This is a genomic window from Streptomyces sp. NBC_01283, from assembly GCF_041435335.1.
GTDB lineage: Bacteria > Actinomycetota > Actinomycetes > Streptomycetales > Streptomycetaceae > Streptomyces.
In genome coordinates this window covers 1,564,911-1,584,363 of the sequence record NZ_CP108430.1, presented here as the reverse complement: position 1 = coordinate 1,584,363, position 19,453 = coordinate 1,564,911, and the positions used below count along the sequence as shown (strand labels likewise).

At 68.5% G+C, this 19,453-nt stretch carries 14 protein-coding genes and 2 pseudogenes; 14 read left to right on the top strand and 2 right to left on the bottom strand.

All coding sequences use genetic code 11. The features are described 5' to 3' along the window. Positions 1-75: 75 nt before the first annotated feature. The 8 genes from OG302_RS07335 to OG302_RS07300 all read left to right on the top strand — a co-directional run bounded on the left by OG302_RS07335 (position 76) and on the right by OG302_RS07300 (position 9,848). Positions 76-912 (top strand): alpha/beta fold hydrolase, encoded by an 837-nt coding sequence (locus OG302_RS07335; RefSeq protein ID WP_371525993.1) that lies wholly within the window; start codon positions 76-78, stop codon positions 910-912. 103 nt (positions 913-1,015) lie between these two features. Continuing rightward, positions 1,016-2,101, top strand: a complete 1,086-nt coding sequence (locus OG302_RS07330) for an LLM class flavin-dependent oxidoreductase (RefSeq protein WP_371525992.1) — start codon at positions 1,016-1,018, stop codon at positions 2,099-2,101. Further along, the gene (locus tag OG302_RS07325) at positions 2,098-2,712 is read left to right on the top strand and encodes an FMN reductase (protein ID WP_371525991.1); all 615 of its coding nucleotides are present in this window, start codon (positions 2,098-2,100) and stop codon (positions 2,710-2,712) included. Before OG302_RS07330 ends, OG302_RS07325 begins: the two co-directional genes overlap by 4 nt. Positions 2,713-2,775: 63 nt before the next feature. Further along, positions 2,776-5,619 (top strand): AAA family ATPase, encoded by a 2,844-nt coding sequence (locus tag OG302_RS07320; protein ID WP_371525990.1) that lies wholly within the window; start codon positions 2,776-2,778, stop codon positions 5,617-5,619. Between the two features lie 137 nt (positions 5,620-5,756). Beyond that, positions 5,757-7,004, top strand: a complete 1,248-nt coding sequence (locus OG302_RS07315; RefSeq protein WP_371525989.1) for a PucR family transcriptional regulator — start codon at positions 5,757-5,759, stop codon at positions 7,002-7,004. Positions 7,005-7,156: 152 nt separating this feature from the next. Next, positions 7,157-8,008 carry an alpha/beta fold hydrolase gene (locus OG302_RS07310; protein WP_371525988.1) on the top strand — a complete coding sequence of 284 codons (852 nt, stop codon included), beginning with the start codon at positions 7,157-7,159 and terminating at the stop codon, positions 8,006-8,008. Positions 8,009-8,069: 61 nt separating this feature from the next. Beyond that, complete coding sequence (locus OG302_RS07305) at positions 8,070-8,963, top strand: helix-turn-helix domain-containing protein (RefSeq protein ID WP_371525987.1); 894 nt, start codon at positions 8,070-8,072, stop codon at positions 8,961-8,963. A gap of 171 nt (positions 8,964-9,134) precedes the next feature. Next, complete coding sequence (locus OG302_RS07300) at positions 9,135-9,848, top strand: alpha/beta fold hydrolase (protein ID WP_371525986.1); 714 nt, start codon at positions 9,135-9,137, stop codon at positions 9,846-9,848. A 52-nt stretch (positions 9,849-9,900) separates the two neighbouring features. Here the strand turns inward: OG302_RS07300 and OG302_RS07295 are convergent. Beyond that, a pseudogene (locus OG302_RS07295) lies at positions 9,901-10,068 on the bottom strand (DNA-binding protein); the annotation flags it as partial. Between the two features lie 178 nt (positions 10,069-10,246). Then, positions 10,247-11,344: pseudogene (locus OG302_RS07290) on the bottom strand (integrase core domain-containing protein). Between the two features lie 544 nt (positions 11,345-11,888). Here OG302_RS07290 and OG302_RS07285 point away from each other — a divergent pair. From OG302_RS07285 to OG302_RS07260, 6 genes are all read left to right on the top strand, one after another. After that, a complete protein-coding gene (locus tag OG302_RS07285) occupies positions 11,889-12,536 on the top strand; it encodes a hypothetical protein (protein WP_371525985.1) in 648 nt (215 codons plus the stop codon). Beyond that, positions 12,527-13,567: a hypothetical protein gene (locus OG302_RS07280; protein WP_371525984.1), complete on the top strand. Its 1,041-nt coding sequence runs from the start codon at positions 12,527-12,529 to the stop codon at positions 13,565-13,567. Before OG302_RS07285 ends, OG302_RS07280 begins: the two co-directional genes overlap by 10 nt. Positions 13,568-13,631: 64 nt before the next feature. Beyond that, positions 13,632-13,943: a hypothetical protein gene (locus OG302_RS07275; protein WP_371525983.1), complete on the top strand. Its 312-nt coding sequence runs from the start codon at positions 13,632-13,634 to the stop codon at positions 13,941-13,943. A gap of 7 nt (positions 13,944-13,950) precedes the next feature. After that, positions 13,951-14,952, top strand: coding sequence for a WXG100 family type VII secretion target (locus OG302_RS07270; RefSeq protein WP_371525982.1), 1,002 nt, complete (start codon positions 13,951-13,953; stop codon positions 14,950-14,952). Next, positions 14,885-18,382, top strand: a complete 3,498-nt coding sequence (locus OG302_RS07265) for a DUF6531 domain-containing protein (protein WP_371525981.1) — start codon at positions 14,885-14,887, stop codon at positions 18,380-18,382. Before OG302_RS07270 ends, OG302_RS07265 begins: the two co-directional genes overlap by 68 nt. Next, the gene (locus OG302_RS07260) at positions 18,379-18,693 is read left to right on the top strand and encodes a hypothetical protein (RefSeq protein ID WP_371525980.1); all 315 of its coding nucleotides are present in this window, start codon (positions 18,379-18,381) and stop codon (positions 18,691-18,693) included. Before OG302_RS07265 ends, OG302_RS07260 begins: the two co-directional genes overlap by 4 nt. The last annotated feature ends 760 nt before the right edge of the window (positions 18,694-19,453 follow it).

Here is a 19,453-nt window from a genome sequence, read left to right as displayed (position 1 = left end):
CGGTCCTAGCGTGACGGGCATGCCGCGCCGCTTCGACGCGCGGACCAGCCGACCCGAAATCGAGGAAGCATCCCCATGCCGTACATCACCGTGGGCCAGGAGAACACCAACCCCGTCGAGCTGTACTTCGAGGACCAGGGCGCCGGTCAGCCCGTCGTCCTCATCCACGGCTTCCCTCTCGACGGCCACTCCTGGGAGCGCCAGAGCGCCGCGCTCCTCGACGCCGGCTACCGCGTGATCACGTACGACCGCCGCGGATTCGGGCAGTCCTCCCAGCCGACCACCGGCTACGACTACGACACCTTCGCCGGCGACCTGAACACCGTCCTGGAGACCCTCGATCTGAAGGACGCCGTCCTGGTCGGGTTCTCCATGGGCACCGGCGAGGTCGCCCGCTATGTGTCCACGTACGGCTCCGGCCGCGTCGCCAAGGTCGCCTTCCTCGCCTCGCTCGAGCCCTGCCTGCTGAAGAGCGACGACAACCCCGACGGCGTCGCCCCGAAGGAGTTCTTCGACGGCATCGTCGCCGCCGTGAAGGCCGACCGCTACGCCTACTACACGGCCTTCTTCAACGACTTCTACAACCTCGACGAGAACCTCGGCACCCGCATCAGCGAGGAAGCGGTCCGCAACAGCTGGAACACCGCGGCCCGCGGCGGCTCCTTCGCCGCGTCCGCCGCGCCGGCGACCTGGTACACCGACTTCCGCGCCGACATCCCCGCCGTGGACGTGCCCGCCCTGATACTGCACGGCACGGCCGACCGCATCCTGCCGGCCGAGGGGACCGCGCGCCCGTTCCACAAGGCGCTCCCGTCGGCCGACTACGTCGAGATCGAGGGCGCCCCGCACGGTCTGCTGTGGACCCACGCGGAGGAGGTCAACACCGCCCTCCTCGCCTTCCTGGCGAACTGACACCCCCCGTTGACCCGCTGGGGTGACGCCGGAGCCCCCGGCGTCACCCCGGCCCCCGGTTCCCGGCGCGGGAACCGGACGAGCCCAGGAGAGCAGACTCCCCATGCAGTTCGGCATCTTCACCGTCGGGGACGTGACCCCCGACCCCACCGACGGTCGCACCCCGTCGGAACACGAGCGCATCAAGGCGATGGTCGCCATCGCCCTCAAGGCAGAGGAAGTCGGCCTCGACGTCTTCGCGACGGGCGAGCACCACAACCCGCCGTTCGTCCCGTCGTCGCCGACGACCATGCTCGGCCACATCGCCGCCCGCACCGAGAAGCTGATCCTGTCCACGTCCACGACGCTGATCACCACCAACGACCCGGTGAAGATCGCCGAGGACTACGCGATGCTCCAGCACCTGGCCGACGGCCGGGTCGACCTCATGCTGGGGCGCGGCAACACCGGTCCGGTCTACCCGTGGTTCGGACAGGACATCCGTCGGGGCATCGACCTCGCCAAGGAGAATTACACGCTGCTGCGCCGGCTGTGGCGCGAGGACATCGTGGACTGGGAGGGCACGTTCCGTACGCCGCTCCAGTCCTTCACGTCGACACCCCGGCCCCTGGACGGCGTCCCGCCCTTCGTCTGGCACGGATCCATCAGATCCCCCGAAATCGCGGAGCAGGCCGCCTTCTACGGTGACGGCTTCTTCCACAACAACATCTTCTGGCCGGCCGACCACACCAGGCGCATGGTGCAGCTCTACCGGCGCCGGTTCGCGCACCACGGCCACGGCCGGCCTCAGGACGCCGTCGTCGGCCTGGGCGGACAGGTCTTCATGCGCAAGAACTCCCAGGACGCCGTGAACGAGTTCCGTCCCTACTTCGACAACGCTCCCGTGTACGGGCACGGCCCGTCGCTGGAGGACTTCACCGAGCAGACCCCGCTGACGGTGGGCTCTCCTCAGCAGGTCATCGAGCGGACCCTGTCGTTCCGGGAGAGCGTCGGCGACTATCAGCGCCAGCTGTTCCTGATGGACCACGCGGGCCTGCCCCTGAAGACCGTCCTTGAACAGCTGGACATCCTCGGCGAAGAGGTCGTGCCCGTGCTGCGGAGGGAATTCGCCGAGGGGCGACCGGCCGATGTGCCGGAGGCTCCCACGCACGCGTCCCTGCGAGCCGTCCGGGAGGTGTCCGCCGCATGAAGCTGACCGTCGTCTCCGCGGGGCTGAGTACCCCCTCCTCCACCCGCCTGCTCGCGGACCGGCTGGCCGAGGCGGCCCGCGACGAACTCGCCGCCCGGGGGCAGGCGCCGTCGACCGAGGTCGTGGAGTTGCGGGAACTGGCCGGCGACATCGCCGACCACCTCGTGACCGGCTTTCCGCCGCCGCGGCTGAGCGCCGCGATCGACACGGTGACGACGGCCGACGGCCTGATCGTGGTGACCCCCGTGTTCGCGGCTTCCTACAGCGGTCTCTTCAAGTCCTTCTTCGACGTGATCGATCCAGACGCCCTCTCCGGGAAGCCGGTCCTGGCCGCGGCGACGGGCGGCACCGCCCGCCACTCCCTGGTCCTTGAGCACGCCGTGCGCCCGCTCTTCGCCTATCTCCGTGCCGTCGTCGTCCCCACCGCCGTGTTCGCGGCCTCCGAGGACTGGGGCTCGGGCGGCGACGAGTACACCCACGGCCTGCCCGGCCGCGTCCACCGGGCGGGCGCCGAGCTCGCCACGCTCATGGCGGCGCGCCCGGCCGGTGCAGAGCCCGAGGACGACGTCACCGTCCTCGAACGGCAACTCGCCGACCTGCGCTTCGACTGAGACGGGCCCTTGGCCGGGCGACGGCGGAGTGGTGGGCTCGCATGGTTCATACTGTTCCGCCGTATGAGCGTGAACCGAGTGACGACGAGGACCGTGCCCGGCGACCTCGATCGTGTACGGGCTTCCCCCCACGGCAGGGACGCCGAACTGGCGTTCATCGAGGCGCGGCTCGACGCGCTCGACCGGGGCGAAGGCGGGATCATCCGCGTCCAAGGCCCCGTCGGCATCGGCAGGTCCAGGGTCCTCGCGGAGGCCGCGGCAGCCGCGGGGCGGCGCGGAACGAGGGTGTTCGAAGGAGCGGCGGCCCCGGGCGAACGGTTCGCGCCGCTCGGCCCGCTCCTCGACGGTCTGCTCTCCGGCGAGGAACCGCTGTCGGGCGCCGTCCGCCTCAGGGACCTCGCCACGACACCCGGCCGGCGCTTCTGGCTGCTCCAGGAACTGGGGGACCGCTTGAGGGAGACGGCCCGGAACGGCCCCCTGCTCGTCGTCCTCGACGACCTCCAGTGGTGCGACGACCTGACCCTTCTCACCTTCAACACCCTCGCGGCCGGACTCTCGTCGCACGCCATCCTGTGGCTGGTCGCCGTGCGCGGCGGCAGCGTGCCGTCGGGAGTGCGCACGACCCTGGACAGGATCCGGCGGGCAGGCGCACACGAGCTGGCGCTGGGAACGCTCGACGAGCGGGCGACCGCGGGGATCACCGAGGACGTCCTCGGTGCCGCTCCCGACCCGGACGTCCTCCGCGTCGTCCGCCGCGCCGAAGGGGTCCCGCAGCTGCTGGTCGAGCTGCTCGGCCCGCTGCGGGAGGCGGTGACGATCGAGAACGGCACGGCCAGGCTGTCGGCCGGACCCCCCGCCCCACGGGAACTCCCCTCTGTCGTGCGCCGCCTCGACCAGCTGTCCGACGAGGCACGGGAGCTGGTCCAGACAGTGGCAGCCGTGGGCGGCCCGGTCACCATCGCGCTGCTGGCCGAACTGCTCGGCAGGTCCTCGGCGGCGCTCATCACCGCGGTGCGGGAATCCCTCGACGCCGATCTGCTCGCCGAAGACGGCGATCACCTCGCCTTCCGCCACGACCTGATCCGCGAGGCGGTGGAAGTCGGACTCCCCCTGGCCCTGCGACGGGCCGGGCACGACCGGGCCGCCGAGCCGCCGCCGGGGAGCGTGGCCTTCCCCGCCGAGTGTCCCGGGTCGTCGGCCGGGAGGGCGGGGCCGGAAGACGCGACGGAGGCCGACCGGCTGCGCACCGCCGCGGCGGAACTCGCGGTCACCGCTCCGGGACTTGCCGCGGAACGGAGCCTCAAGGCCCTCGAACTCACCACCGCGGATGCCCCGGAGCGGCCGCGGGTCGTCGCCGAGACGATCCCGCTGCTCTGGCAGACGGGCCGGGCCGCCCAAGCGCGTGAGCTGGGGGCCGCCGCCCTGGCGACCGGCGGTCTCGGACCGGAGGACGAGGCGCGCATACGCCTTGCCCTGGCACGCCTCGCCGTACTGTTCGACTTCTCCGAGGCGATCCGGCAGGCCCGCGCAGGGGCAGCACTGCCCGGGACACCCGTGGATGTCAGGGGACGGCTGCTCGCCATGCTCGCCGTGGGCCTGTCGATGTCGGGCGAGCACTCGGCGGCCGAGCAGGTCGCCACGCAGGCGTGGGAGACCGCGGCGGCAGCGGGGGACCGGTCCGCCGAGGCCACGCTGACGACGGTCCGCTCCGCCGTGAGTTTCCACCGCATGGACTTGACCGAGGCGTTCCGGCAGGCCGAGCGGGCCGCCGCGCTGGCCGACGCCCTGGGCGTCAGCACCTCGCTGTGGGTTCCCGAGGCCTTGTGGCACGCTCTCCTGTCGAACACCACCGGACGCTCGGCGGAGGCGCTCGCCGCCGCGGAGGACGGCATCCGGATCACCGGGGAGCAGGGCCGGACGGCGGCCACCCGTATGTGGCTCATGACCCGCTCCCGCATCCTCCTGGAGGCCGGACGGCTGGCGGACGCCCGAGCGGACGCCGAAGCCGCGTCCGCGACGGCCGACGATCCAGGGCCCGGCAACCTCGCCGATGTCACGCTCCGGTACGTGATGATGCGCGTCGCCCTCCACACCGGCGACCGGCAGACCGCACGGGCGTACGCGGCGCAGGCGCGGCGCATGCGGAGCGACGACGCCCCCGTAGTCCGGCACTTCGGCTCCTGGATGCTGGCACTGATGGCCGACTTCGAAGGCCGGCCCGACCGTGCCATGGCCGAACTCGACGAGATGATGACGTCACCCGCCGCGGACCGGCCGGCCTACGCCGGCTTGGTCGACCCCGCCGACGCCCCGGTCCTCGTCCGCCTGGCGCTGCGTGCCGGCGCGCACGAACGGGCCGCGCAGGCAGTCACCCTGGCCGAGCGACTGGCCGCGCTCAACCCGCGCCTCAGGCTGCTCGCCGCCACCGCCGCGCACGCCCGCGGGCTCCTGGACAACGACCTCGCCCCTCTCGTACGCGCCGTCCGGTTGTACGAGGACTGCCCTCGGCCGTTGGCCCGGGCGTCGGCACTGGAGGACGCCGGACGCAAGCTGGCGGCCACCCGCAGGTCCGAAGCGGTGCCGTACTTCGACACGGCCCTCGCGCTCTACGCGCGAGCGGGCGCCGAGCGGGACGTCGCACGCGTCCGCCGGCGCCTCCGGGCAGCCGGTGTCCGCCGTCGGCCCTCGACGACCGGACTCTCCGGTGCGTGGCCCGAGCTGACGGCCGCGGAGATACGGGTGATACGGCTCGTGGCCCGCGGGCTGACCAACCAACAGGTGGCCGAGCACCTCTCCCTCTCGCCGCACACGGTGGGTTCGCACCTGCGCCGGGCCTTCACCAAGCTGGACATCACCTCGCGCGTGGCGCTGACCCGGCTGGTGAAGAAGCGCGACAGCGGAGAGTAGTTGCTTCGTATCCCCTGCGGGCGTCATGACAATGCACGATTCGTGTGATGTGCCGCCGTCGTCGCTTCCTCAGACTGATCAAGAGCCGCGGGCATGGAGTAGCCCGCGGGGAACGTTGGTCGAGAGAGGAACAGCGCATGACCGTAAGGCTCCAGCGAGCCCGCCCTGGAAGCCCCGAGCTCCAGGCGCTCGTCGACGAGCTCGCGGAGCGGATCGGCCGGTCCGTCGCCGTCGACGACCCGCTGGTCCGGATGGTCTGCACGAGCCGCCACTTCGGCGACGAGGACCGGGTCCGCATCGGCACCCTGTTGCAGGGCCGCGCCGACAACGCGACCATCCGGTACGTCCTCGCCCAGGGCGTGACCCAGTGGTCCCGGGCCGGATTCATCGACGGCCGTGACGCCCTCGGACTGCTGCCCCGTTACGTGGTGCCCCTGCGCGAGCGCGGGCATCTCCTCGGACTGCTCATGGTGGTCGTGCCCGGGAAGACGCTCACGGAGGACGAGACACGTGCCATCGCCCGGTCCGCGGACGCCATGGCCGCCCAGATGCACGGAGAGCACATCGCCGGCGACACCCGGAAGGCCGACGAGCGGGACCTCGTCCTCGAACTCGTCGGCACCGACGTCGCCGCCCGTACCACCGCACGGCGGCGGGGCAAGGAGCTCGGACTGCTCGGAGCGGCCGAGCACGTCCTGGTCACCATCGTCCGGCTGAGCTGCGCGACGGAGCTCGTGCGGCAGTGCGAGGCGGCCCTGTGGGGAGCTCTGGAGGGGTTCCGGCAGACGCGTTCGACCCAGGGCCTCATCGCGGTCGACAAGGAGCGGGCGATACTGCTCCAGCTGCGCGATCGCCCACCCGGGCAGGACGAGGTCACCGCTCAGTCCGCTCGCATTCTGGACGAACTCCGCACCTTCCTGGGCCCGACGGCGGACGCCGTGATCGGCGTCGGCGGCCGGCACCCCAGCCTGGACGACGCCTGGACGTCGTACGAGCAGGCGCTCGTGGCGGCACGCGCGGCGCACCGACTGCCCACCCTGAAGAGTGCCGGTGACTGGGAGCTGCTCGGGGAGCTCGCGGTGCTGCTCCAGCTCCCCGAGCACGCCCTGAACGCGTCCTTGATCCCGAAACCGCTCCGCGTCCTGAGTGGCACTCATGGCGGCGACCGCCTGCGGGACACCCTGCGCTGCTTCCTCGAACACGCGGGATCGATACCCCGGACCGCGGACACGCTGGGAATCCACCGCACCTCGCTCTACTACCGCCTGCGCCAGATCCAGGAGATCACCGGACTCGACCTCGACGACGGCGCCCACCGGTTCACGCTGCACCTCGGCCTCAGGATCGAGGAACTCCTCGCCCCGGGCGCTGACGGGACCGCCTGACCACGGACGCGCTTCGGCGACGCGACTTCGACAAAGCGAGAAGGATTCACGCCCCGATTCCTACAGCTCGCGGTGGTGCGGGCGGCGGGCCCCATTCGATGATGTCCGAGACGGGCGGGACCGATGTGCCGCCTCTGACCAGGGGAGAGGTCATGAAGGAACTGATCACGACGGACGGCGCACGGCTCGCGTACCAGGACACCGGCGGCGCGGGCGTCCCGCTGGTGATGCTGCACGGCTGGGGGCAGACGCAGGCGATGTTCCGCCACCAGGTCGAGGGGCTGGCGCCCGGCCGCCGCGTCGTCACCGTCGACCTCCGCGGCCATGGGAAGTCCGGCAAGCCGCGTCACGGCTACCGCATCGCCCGGCTCTCCCGGGACGTGCTCGAACTCGTCGACCATCTCGGGCTGGCCCGTTTCGATGCATTGGGCTGGTCCATGGGCGTCTCGGTGTGGTGGAGCTTCATCGACCAGTACGGGACCGGACGGATACGGCGCTTCGTCGCCGTCGACCAGCCCGCGGCGGTCGCCGCCGTGCCCTGGATGACCGAGCGGGAACAGCGGGACTCCGGCGCCATCTTCGATGTATCGGGGCTGTTGTACCTGGGCGCGGCCCTCGCGGGTGAAGAGGGCGACACGGTCCGCGCCGACTTCGTGCGCGGCATGTTCTCCGGCGAGCCCGACCCCGAGGTGCTCGCCTTCGTCCACGAGGAGATCCGGTCGACACCCGCCTACGCGGGCGTACCGCTGCTGTTCGACCACTGCGCGCAGGACTGGCGCGACGTGCTTCCCCGGATCGATGTGCCGACCCTGGTGATCGGCTGCGAGGGAAGCCATGTGCACCCCGATTCCCAGCGCTTCGTCGCCGAGCGGATTCCCGGCGCACGCCTGCACGTCTTCACCTCCGACGTGGCGAGCTCGCACTTCCCCTTCCTGGAGAACCCGCCGGCCTTCAATGCCGTGCTGGAGAAGTTCCTGGCCGAGGAGACGGCGAACGGGGTGTGAATCCCCCTCCGCCCGCACGCACCACGCACCTACGGCTAGGACCTCCATGACCCTCACACTGATGTCTCGTGTGCCCGAACGGACGCCCCGACAAGCGCCCGATCCGGCCTCGCCCTCCCCCCGCTCGGGGTGGCTGGTCCAGATGCTCTCCGAGATGCCGGAGACGAACGACCGGAACCATGTCTACCTCGGCGTCCATGTCCGCGGGCCCGTCACTGTCGTCCACGGGCGTGCCGAGACCCTGCTGGAGCCGAACGACCTGGTCTTCTGCGACCCGGCCCGACAGCACCTGCTGCGGTTCGGCGAGGACTGCCGGATGATCTTCTTCCGGGTGCCCCGCTGCTATCTGGGCGTCACGGAGCCGGAACTGAACCAGGTGCTCGGCGTACCCGTACGCGGCGGGGAGGGGATCGGGGCGCTGGCGTCCGACTTCCTGACCGCGCTCGCCGCCAAGGCCGAGTTCCGCCGGTCCACGATCGGGGACCGGCGTGCCCGGACGGCCGTACACCTCCTCTCCGTCCTGGTGATGGAGCTCCTCGAAGCGGATACGACGGACGAGGCCGAGGACGCGTCCGGGGCCGTCAACGAGATGCTGTCCCGTATCCACGGCTACATCGAAGAACATCTGATGGACCCGGACCTCTCACCGGAGTCGATCGCACGCGCCCACCACATCTCCGTCCGGTACCTGCAGAAACTCTTCCAGAACGACGGCAGCACGGTGAGCCACTGGGTGCGGCGGCGCAGGCTCGAGTTCTGCCGGCTCGAACTGGGCCGCTCCAACCGGAGGATCACCATGTCGGCGGTGGCACACCGCTGGGGCTTCAGCAGCCCCTCGCACTTCAGCCGCACGTTCCGCGGGGCTTACGGCATGAGTCCCAGCGAATGGCAGGCGCTGGCGACCTCGGCCTTCACGACGACGACTGCCGGCGCCCAGGACGAGCGAAGCCGCTGAGACGCGTGTGCGCCGTCGTGCCAGCACGGATGCGCCCACGTACAAGTAGTGCCGCTTCCACGGTCCTACCGTGAGTAACCGTCTCACGGACCTCTTGCCGCATTCCGGGCCGCGCCCTGGACCGTCGTGACGACGCCCCGCACGTGGCCCGACACCGAGAAGAGAACTCGCATGACCAACCCCACCGTCGTCCTCGTGCACGGTGCCTTCACCGACGCGACAGGCTGGATAGGCGTCATCTCGGAACTGCGGAACAGCGGTATCCCGGTGATCGCTCCGTCGAACCCGCTGCGGGGCCTGACCTCGGACGCCGCCTACCTCGCCTCCGTCCTGGCCCAGGTCGAAGGCCCCGCCGTACTCGTCGGCCACTCGTACGGCGGTGCGCTGATCACCGTGGCCGGCGCCGCGGAGAACGTCGTGGGGCTCGTATACGTGGCCGCCTACGTGCCCCACGAGGGCGAGAGCCTCGGCCAGCTCCAAGGAGGCTTTCCCGAGTCCCCGCTGACGGGCAGTCTGAAGACGTGGACCTACCCACTCCTCGACGGCGAGTCCGGGGTCGAGGTCACCATTGAGGAGACGGCCTTTCCCTCCGTGTTCGCGGCGGACGTGCCCGAGAGCGTCGCCGCCGTCCTGGCAGCGGCCCAACGCCCGCTCGCCACGGCCGCCTTCACCGAGACCGCGTCCGCGGCGGCGTGGCGGACCAAACCGTCCTGGGCCCTGGTGGCCGGGGCGGACCGCACGATCAGCCCCGAGGTCCAGCGCTTCGGCGCTGCACGGGCCGGCGCCGTAGTTGTCGAACTTCCGGACGCCTCCCACGCCGTCCTCCTCTCCGAGCCCACACAGGTCGCCGACCTGATCAGGGACGCGGTACGGGCGGCGAGCTGACCGACCTCCTCGACGACAGGAGCGGGACCGGGCGAGTCGGGGTGCCACCGCTCAAGGCGGTGTCGTTGATCAGGGGGGGGATCACCTCGACGAACACCGCGGCCGAGGTGATCACCGGTGGATCGGCGTCGCGGGCGGCGGTGAGCCACTCGTGGACCTCGCGCTTGCGCTGCACGGCCTTGGCCAGGCCCTCGCTGTCCAGGACGAGCGCGCCGCTCACGCGGCTGCCCAGGCATCGGCGGACGTACCGCTGGTGAGCTTGGCCCTCTGGCGTGTGGGGTGCTCCCGCAGAGGGTCGGCTGGGCGCAGGTTGATGACGACAACTCACCTCCGCCTGTACGGAGGAGTGGCACCCGAGTCTCTGAGCTTGTCCTTGCCGAAAAGCTCATCCGTGCAGGTCAGGCTGCATGTTGGTATTCGTGGAGGATGCCGCCCAGGCGGTCGCGTCTTCGTATGTCGAGGCGGTTGATCTGCTCGGGATCGGTGATGGGTGCGGGGAGGGTGTGCAGTGGGCGGGAGTTGGCGATGCCCTGATGCGGCCGATGCTTGTTGTAGAACTGCTCGAACTCGCGGAGAGCGTGGAGAAGGTGCCGGTGGTTCCAGACGAGGGTGCGGTCCAGCAGTTCTCGTCGGCAGGTCTCCACGCAGCGTTCCATGATCGCGTTCATACGCGGTATGCGTACGCCGCTGAGGACGACCTCTATGCCGGCGTCGGCGAGAATGGCGTCGAACAGGGCAGGGAACTTGCCGTCCCTGTCCCGGATCAGGAACCGCGCTCGGCTGCAGCGGTCTTCAAGGTCCATGACGAGGTTCTTGGCTGTCTGCGTTACCCAGGGCGCGTTGGGATGCGCGGTGGCGCCCAGAATGCGGATGCGGCGGCTTGCGTGTTCGATCACCGCGAATACGTAGAGCCGGGCTCCTGACAGGGTGACGGTTTCGAAGAAATCGCAGGCCAGGAAGGCGTCGCTTTGGGAGCGTAGGAAGTCCGCCCACGTGCTCGACGCCCGTTCGGGGGCGGGTGGGATGCCGGCGTCCTTCAGTATTTCCCAGACGGTTGACGCGGCTACTTTCACTCCGAGTACAAGCAGTTCGCCGTGCAGGCGCCGATATCCCCAAGTGGGGTTCTCTCGGGCCAGGCGCAGGACGAGGGCTCGGATGGAGCGGACGGTCCGCGGTCGGCCTTCTCGAAGGGGTCAGGACCGGATGGCGTGCCGGCGCGCGACCAGGTCACGGTGCCAGCGCAGGACCGTGTCAGGTCGCACCAGCAGCCGCATACGCCGAAGAACATTCTTCGGGAGGCCGTTCAAGAGCGCTGCCAGGAACGCTCGATCGCCTGCGGTGAAGGCGACTCGGTTTCCGTTCAGCTGCCGCTCCAGTACCGCGATCTGGTGGCGCAGGGCCAGGATCTCTGTGTCCTTGTCCCGGTCGGTCATGGGGAGCAGGCGCAGCATCGCGAAGGCGTTCGTCACGCCCAGGTAAGCGAGTTCCCACAGCACGAGCGATCATCATGCCGAGGTCATGGCCGCGCCGCCAGAGCCCCGGGCCACACCTGCGGAGGCAGCAACTCGGTGATCAGGTGTATCCGTTCTGACCAGGGTGGATGAGGTAATCGGCAAGGACAGCGGTGGGGCCGAGGATCAAGGGGCTGCTTGCGGTCCACGTTCACCACGTCCGTGAGGTCGAGTGAGCCGCACCGGGCACAGCGGCACCACCACGGACGCCGAGCAGAGCACGGAGCCGGGCGGCCCCCGAGAAAACCCCATTCGGGACAGCACGTCTCCTGCGTAGCATCGGCCGCAAACCCCCGAGGCAGCGCCAGACTCAGTGGCCAAGCTGCCGTCGAACTCCTAGTTGAGCCGTTTCGTTCGGCTCAGGGCGTTTCCCGGCCCGGCGGCGAAGCCATACACAGGAGAAAACGGCTGGCATCGGCAGGTATGCCCGGTACGTCTCAGCCGAAGCCCGACCCACTCTCATCGTCACCAGGCGGTCACGGATAGCGTTGCTTCGCTCGAGTTAACCCTCACCTCACTGGAGACAGCTGTGAACCGCACGACCCGGCTCGTGGCGGCCGCGCTCGCGGCCTCCGCCGCCCTGTTGCTGAGCGCCTGCGGCGGCTCGGACGACAACAAGGGCAACGACAAGATCGCCGGGGCGGACACCGGCTCGAAGAGGACGGCGTCACCGTCGTCATCCGCGACAGCGGACGGGATTGACCGGCCGGAGATCAAGCTCCCGAAGGACGACAAGCTCGTCTTCGAGGAGTCTGATGACGCGAAAGAGGCGTCTGTGCTCAATGACAACCGGGAATTTATTCGAGCCACGGATGATGCCATCATCCGCGGGAACCCGAAGTCCTCGGCCTTGAGGTTCTATGCCAAGAGTGACGCCTTGAAGGTCAGCGTGGATTGGGTGCAGCAGTTTGTAGACGCTGGACAGTCCGTCAGCGGAACGGTGCGCTATTACAACCGCGAGGTGACGTTCCTCAAGGACGGATCTGCGGGGCTCACTTATTGCGGCGACGAAACCAAGGCATACAACAAGGACCGCAAGACCGGTAAGCGCTCTGATGGCGTTTCGTCGAGCAGCGACGCGTACGTCTTCTACACCCTGCACCTTGAGAAGGACTCGAAGGGTGTCTGGCAGGCCGAGCAGATGATGTCGAAGAGGGGGGCTCAGCAGTGTCGTTGACGAGGACCGCGAAGTGCGGGCTGGTCATCGGCGCGCTGACCACCGTGATTGTCTCGGGCTCGCCGGTCGCCTTCGCTGAAGGGCGTGCCCCAGGAGGTGGAGCGAAGCCAGGCTCTCAGGGAGGCCAGCCAGCTGGAGAGAAGGCGGGGCAGGAGATCGGGGCCAAGATCACCTACAACCTTTCCAGGAACGGATCGGGCGGGAATGTCGGCGCCATCCAGCCTGTGGGTGACTGGACGCCGCCGCCCTGCTGGTTTGCGCCAAAGTACACACCCGGCCAGTACAAGGCGTACATGAAGGACAGCTGGTCCGTCGGAGGCGACCAGGTGGAGTGGGTGAAGGAAGAGAAAAAGCAGTTCGGAAAAGGGAAGCCCGACGCGGACTTCCACATGAAGGACAAGGACGATGGCTACTGGTGGGGCCACTTCGTCAACCGTGACCGGATGGATGAAACCGCCGCCTGGGAGTGCATGTTCCGCGACCCGTGGTGGGTCAAGAAGGGCGATGACCCCAAGGTTGAGCACGCCATTTCGCCCGAGATTCTCGCCGGGCTCGCCTATGAAAAAATCCGGGTGCCTGACACCTCTGTGACCATGAAGCCGCAGGGCGCGCAGAAGGTGAATCTCAACACCTGGTTGTGGCTCGACAAGGCCACGTTCAAGCCCGTGTCCGTCACCGCCAGCCTGCCGACCCTGGACATGACGGCGACGACCACCGCCGAACCTGTCGGCCTCCACATCGAGCCAGGTACCGAGCAAGCCAAGGTCTTCCCGGCATCCGGTGACTGTCCGATCAACGCGGACGGCAGCATCGGCGAGCCGTATGCGAAGGGGAAGGCGGACCAAGAGCCGCCGTGTGGGATGGCCTACCTCAGGTCCACGTCCGGGACTGGCCCGTACCAGTTCAAGGCGTCCGTCACTTGGAAGGTCTCCTGGAACGGCACGGGTGGCGTGAAGGGCGACCTGCCGGACGGCACCTTCGAGACCACCCAGGACGTGAACGTCCAGGAGATCCAGTCCATCAACCGCTGACCGAGGCCGTCGGCCGGTCAGCACACCACGGACAGAACCATCTCAACCCACGGGGGCGGGCAGCATGTCGGACTTGAAGAAGGATGCGGAAGCCCTGCATAAAGCGGCCTCCGCGCTGGGCAAGGTGGATCACCACACGCGCAAGCCGCTCCATGACTTCAAGGCCGCGTCACATGACCTGTCCGCCTTCGGCGTGCTGGGCTCGCTGATGAGCGCCAAGGACGACATCCAGGACGGCATGGACACCATCGCCAAACTCACCAAGAACCTGCACAAGGAGTGGGAGGCCGAGGCGAAGTTCCTGGGCCACGTCTCCGACGCCTTCGACCTGCTGGACGTCCTGCTGACCGCCGCGGCCCGCGCCAAGAAGGGCTGAGCCGTACATGGGCTTCGATATCATCCCCGGCGACATCGACATTGACATAGACGCCGAAGACCTCAACCCGCTGCACTGGATCAACAAAGCCAACCACGCCTTCGGCGACACCCTCGCCAGCGGCCTGGAGTTCCTCGGCATCACCGACCCCGCCGTCGACCCCGACGGTATCCGCGAGATCGCCAAGCAGTGGCGGGCCCTGGCCAAGGGCCTCGACGCCGCCGCTCACGACGCCAAGTCGGCGCTCCAGGGTCTGGAGTGGGACGGCCAAGCCGCCAAGGCACTCCACAAGCGGGCCGAGGCCAGCCGAACGCAGGCCACCGACATGGCTGACTCGCTGCGCGACGGCGCCAAGGCACTGGACGACTTCGCCGACGAAGCCCACGAACTCCTTTCCGAGATCGGCGTGATCCTCGCGGAGATCGCCGAGTTCGAAATCGCGGGCCTGGCCCTGTCCGTGCTGACCGGCGGCCTCTCCGCGATCGCCGGCAGCCTCGCGGCTGGTGCACGGGCCGCGAAGGTAGTGGCGCTGATCGCCCGGATCGAGAAGTCCGGGACCCGCATGGCCTCGGTCATCCGCACCGTCATGGAGGCGATACGCGGCCTGGGGCGGGCGCTGAAGGCTCTCGGAGAGATCAAGACGATTGCGAAGGCCGGCAAGCTCGCCGGCGAGGGCATGAAGTTCTCGGCCTTCGACGCCCTGTTGCAGGATCCGGGGACGTTCAAGGATCCGGAGAAACTGGCGGAGACCCTGGGCCTGGGGGCCGCTTTCGGAGTCGGTGCGGGCGGCCTGGGCAAGGTCCTCGGCAAGGGCCTGGGCAAAACTCAAGCCCAGCGAGCTCGCCAAACTCGGCAAGACGTTGGGGCTCGACGGCTCCGGCCTGTCTCGGCTCAAGCTGCGCCCCTCGGAAATGGAGAAGCTGCCAGCCTCCATCCGAGCTGTGCTCAAGAAGTGCAAGTTCGACCCGATCGACGTGGCAACCGGCGACATGCTGCTGCCCCAGACTGACGTCGAAATACTCGGATCGCTGCCCCTGATGCTGACGCGGACGCATGTGTCGTCGTACCGGTGGGGCGGGTGGTTCGGCCCTTCCTGGGCTTCCACCCTCGATCAGCGCCTCCAGATCGACGATGACGCGATCACCTACGCCGCACCCGACGGCGCGCGGCTGGTCTATCCGCTCCCGACCGTCGGCAGAAACGATCCTGTCTACGCCGAACTCGGCCCCCGAATACCTCTGACCTGGGACACGGAAGTCGACGGCGCTCTACGCCTGACTGACCCGGACACCGGGCACTCCTACGTCTTCCACTCCCCGTGTCCCATCGACGACGGGCAGGCGGTCGACCTGCCCCTGCAGGCCGTCGTGGACCGCAATGGCCAGCGCATCACCCTGCGCTACACATCCGACGGCACTCCGGTGGAGGTTGCCCACTCCGGCGGCTACCGCATCGCCATCGACCACCACCGCGACCTGCCCCGCATCAGCGGCCTGCGCCTGCTCGACCCCAAACACCCCGACGCCGACGGCACGGTCCTCATCTCCTACGGCTACAACGACGACGGACACCTCACCGAGGTCACCAACTCCTCCGCTCTGCCCATGCGGTACACATACGATGCCGCGGGCCGCATCACCTCGTGGACCGACCGCAACGACACCTCCTACGCCTACTCCTACGACGAGCACGGGCGGGTCATTCGCACCGCGGGCAGCGACGGTTTCCTCTCCGGCACCCTCGACTACGACGCCGCGGCGCGCGTCACCACGGCCACCAACTCGCTCGGGCACATCAGCCGTTACGAACACAACGAGGCACTGCGCCTGACCCGAGAGACCGACCCGCTCGGGAATACCACGCTCCAGGAATGGGACAGCGAGCACCGGCTCACGGCGGTGACCGATCCCCTCGGCCACACCACCCGATACACCTACGACGAGCAGAGCCGCGTCACCTCCGTCCAGCTCCCGGACCACCACGAAGCGCGCGCGGAATACAACGAACTCGGCCTGCCAACAGCTATCACCGAGGCCGACGGCGGCCAGTGGCTCCACGCCTACGACGAACGCGGTAACCGCATCGCCCTGACCGATCCGGCCGGGGGGACCACTCACTACACCTTCACCTCGGCGGGCCATCTCTCCAGCGTCACCGACGCCTTGGGCAACACCCTGCGGGTACGCACCGACACGGCAGGGCTCCCGATCAAGGTCACTGACCCGCTCGGCGCCCGCATCAGCTACGAACGCGACTCGTTCGGCCGGCCGGTCACCATCACCGACCCGCTGGGAGCCAGAACCCATCTGGCCTGGACAGTGGAAGGGAAGATCACCTCCCACACCCTCCCGGATGGAACCAGCGAGTCATGGGAGTACGACGCCGAAGGCAACTGCATCACGCACACCGATGGGCTCGGCCGTATATCCCGCTTCGAGTACACCCACTTCGACCTGCTCTCGGCCCGCACCGGTCCCGACGGTTTGCGCTACACCTTCACCCATGACACAGAACGCCGTCTCACCCAGGTCGCCAATCCACTGGGCGCGACCTGGACGTATCACTTCGACCCCGCGGGCTCCCTGGTCGGCGAGACGGACTTCGACGGTCGCAGCCTCGCCTACGTCCATGACGCCGCAGGTCGGCTCACAGCCCGCACCACCGCTGCCGAGCAGACCATCCGCTACGAACGCGACCCCATGGGCCGCACCCTCGTCAAGGACGCGGCCGGCGCCGTCACCACCTACACCTATGACGCCGCAGGCCGCCTGACCTCGGCCAATAGCCCCGACGCAGTACTGCACCTCCACCGTGATGCGGCGGGACAACTCCTTTCCGAGACAGTCAACAACCGCACCACCCGCTACACCTACGATCACCTGGGGCGCCCCACATCCCGCACCACCCCCACCGGCGCGACGAGCACATACGCCTACGACGCCGCAGGCAACCGCACCCATCTGGCGACCGGCGGCCGCACCCTGACCTCCGAGCACGATGCAGCCGGGCATGAGCTCTCCCGCCGCATCGGCGACGAACTCACTCTGGCCAGCACCTACGATCCCCTCGGGCGGCTGACCAGCCATACGGTCGCCAACGCCACCGGCACCACCGTCCAGCAACGCGCCTACACCTACCGGGCCGACGGCTCCCTGGCCGCCCTCGACGACCAGATCAACGGGTCCCGCCGCTTCGACCTCGACTCCACGGGCCGTGTCACCGGAGTCCACGCCGGCGACTGGACCGAGGCCTATGCCTACGACGAGACCGGCAACCAGACCCACGCCTCCTGGCCCTCCACTCACCCCGATCACGAGGCCACCGGCACTCGAACCTACGCCGGCACCCGCATCACCCAAGCCGGCCGCATCCGCTACGAACACGACGCCGCCGGACGCGTCACCCTGCGCCGGCAACGCCGCTTGTCGCGTAAACCAGACACGTGGCAATACGTCTGGGACGCCGAAGACCGCCTGGTGTCGGTCATCACCCCGGACGGGACCCGATGGCGCTACCACTACGACGCCCTCGGCCGCCGTATCGCCAAGCTCCGCCTGGCCGACGACGGACAATCCATCCTCGAGCGCGTCGACTTCACCTGGGACGGCACCACCCTCTGCGAACAGACCAGCGCCTCGGCGGAACTGCCGAAACCGGTCACGCTCACCTGGGACCACGACGGCCTGCGACCTGTCGCCCAGATCGAACGCATTGCCGCCGCCGACGCACCGCAAGACGAGATCGACTCCCGCTTTTTCGCGATCGTCACCGATCTCGTCGGCACACCGACCGAACTCATTGACGAGCACGGCGACATAGCCTGGCGTACCCGCAGCACGCTGTGGGGCTCCACCGCATGGGCCACCGATGGTGCCGCGTTTACACCCTTGCGTTTCCCGGGACAGTACTTCGATCCTGAAACCGGTCTTCACTACAACTATCTTCGCTACTACGACCCTCAGACTGCACGCTATTTCACACTCGACCCTCTCGGCCTCGCCCCAGCGCCCAATCCGGTCAGCTACGTCCCCAACCCGCATATCTGGGTTGACCCCCTGGGGCTGAAATGCACGTACCCGACGGACGCTGACGCCTTCCCCGGGATCGTCTTCCGCTCGCTGGCCAGGGGCGAAGATCCGGCACTGGGGCTTGTGGCGCGAGACCCCAGCGCCGTCATTGTCTCACCCCTGTCCCACGTGGCAGGGAAGAGGATGAGCCCATGGATCTCGACCACGAAGCTCCCCAGCGCAGCGTTCGAAAAGTACAACCAGGGGAACGGCGTTGTGGCCATCGACCTATCCAAGATCGGCTCTCGAATAGAAGACGTATCCGCTGGATTTCCCGGCAAGGGGCGCATCGACTTCTACGCCAGGAAGGATCAAGAAGTCCTCATCTTCGGTAAAATCCCCAAGGAAGCAATCATTGGAGTTTGGTCATGAAGCACTCGGACCCACAGACCCTGGAAGCCCTCGACCTCGCCTGGGACCCGGAACAAGGCCCCCTGGGCAAGCTCAGAGACGGAGAGTACGACCCCTCCCTCGGAGAGCGGTACATCGAGCTGCTCAATTCCATCGAGATCTCGGAAGGGGAGCCCCTTCACCCAGACTTCGTCAAGCTGACCTGGTTCGCCCCGCTCTTTTCCGAGTGGCAAGTCGAAAGGGCTGTGGAGTTCGGCGCAGACAAGCGTGAAGTCACGAATTTCACCGACCGCGTGAGGGAACGCATCATGGAACTCCTGGGCGTTCCGTAGGGCTCTGTCGCTCCAGAGCGTCCATGCAGACTTCGCCTGGACCGCCCCGCTTTGGCGCGGACCACGGCAGGTTCCTGCTGACCGTGACCTACGGGCGAGCCACTTCCTGCCCATGCACATGATCGCGGTCGGGGGTGTGGGCCGGGTTGAGGAACCACTTGCGAGCCGAGGCGAACCACAAAGATCGGTGATCACCGGGGCAGCAGCGGCCCCATCGGAACGTACCGGGCATCACACCGCAGGGCCGCGACCTGGTTCCACCTCGCCGTCTGCGTCCCTGTCGGTGGTTTGCCTTTCAGGTGCGGGTGCGCTGGAAGGAGCCGTGGTGACGGTGCAGCAACACTTGCAGTCGCTCCCGGTGGATGGCTACCGGGCGGTTCTGGTGGCGCAGGTAGTCGGCCAGCTTGCGCAAGCTCCAGTGGGTATAGGGCTGGCACAAGCTTGCTAGGCCGCGTTGTGGCTACTTCGACGATGTATGCCTCGTGGGGCTCGGTGATCCGCCGTGGGCCGGCCGCCGGACCATCGGGGCTCCAGGCATTCCAGGCCGCGGCCGTTGAACGCGTGGAGCACATCGCGGACGGTGTGCGGATCGGCAACGACCAACGCGGCGATCGCCTCGTTGGTGTTGCCCGAAGGCGAGGCCAGGACCATCATCGCCCCCCCTCGCCTTGATCGCGCCATGTCGTCCGCGGCGCACGAACCGCAGCAGGGTGCGGCCATCCTCGTCCGTCAGGGGACGGCCATGTACCGGCCTGGCCAT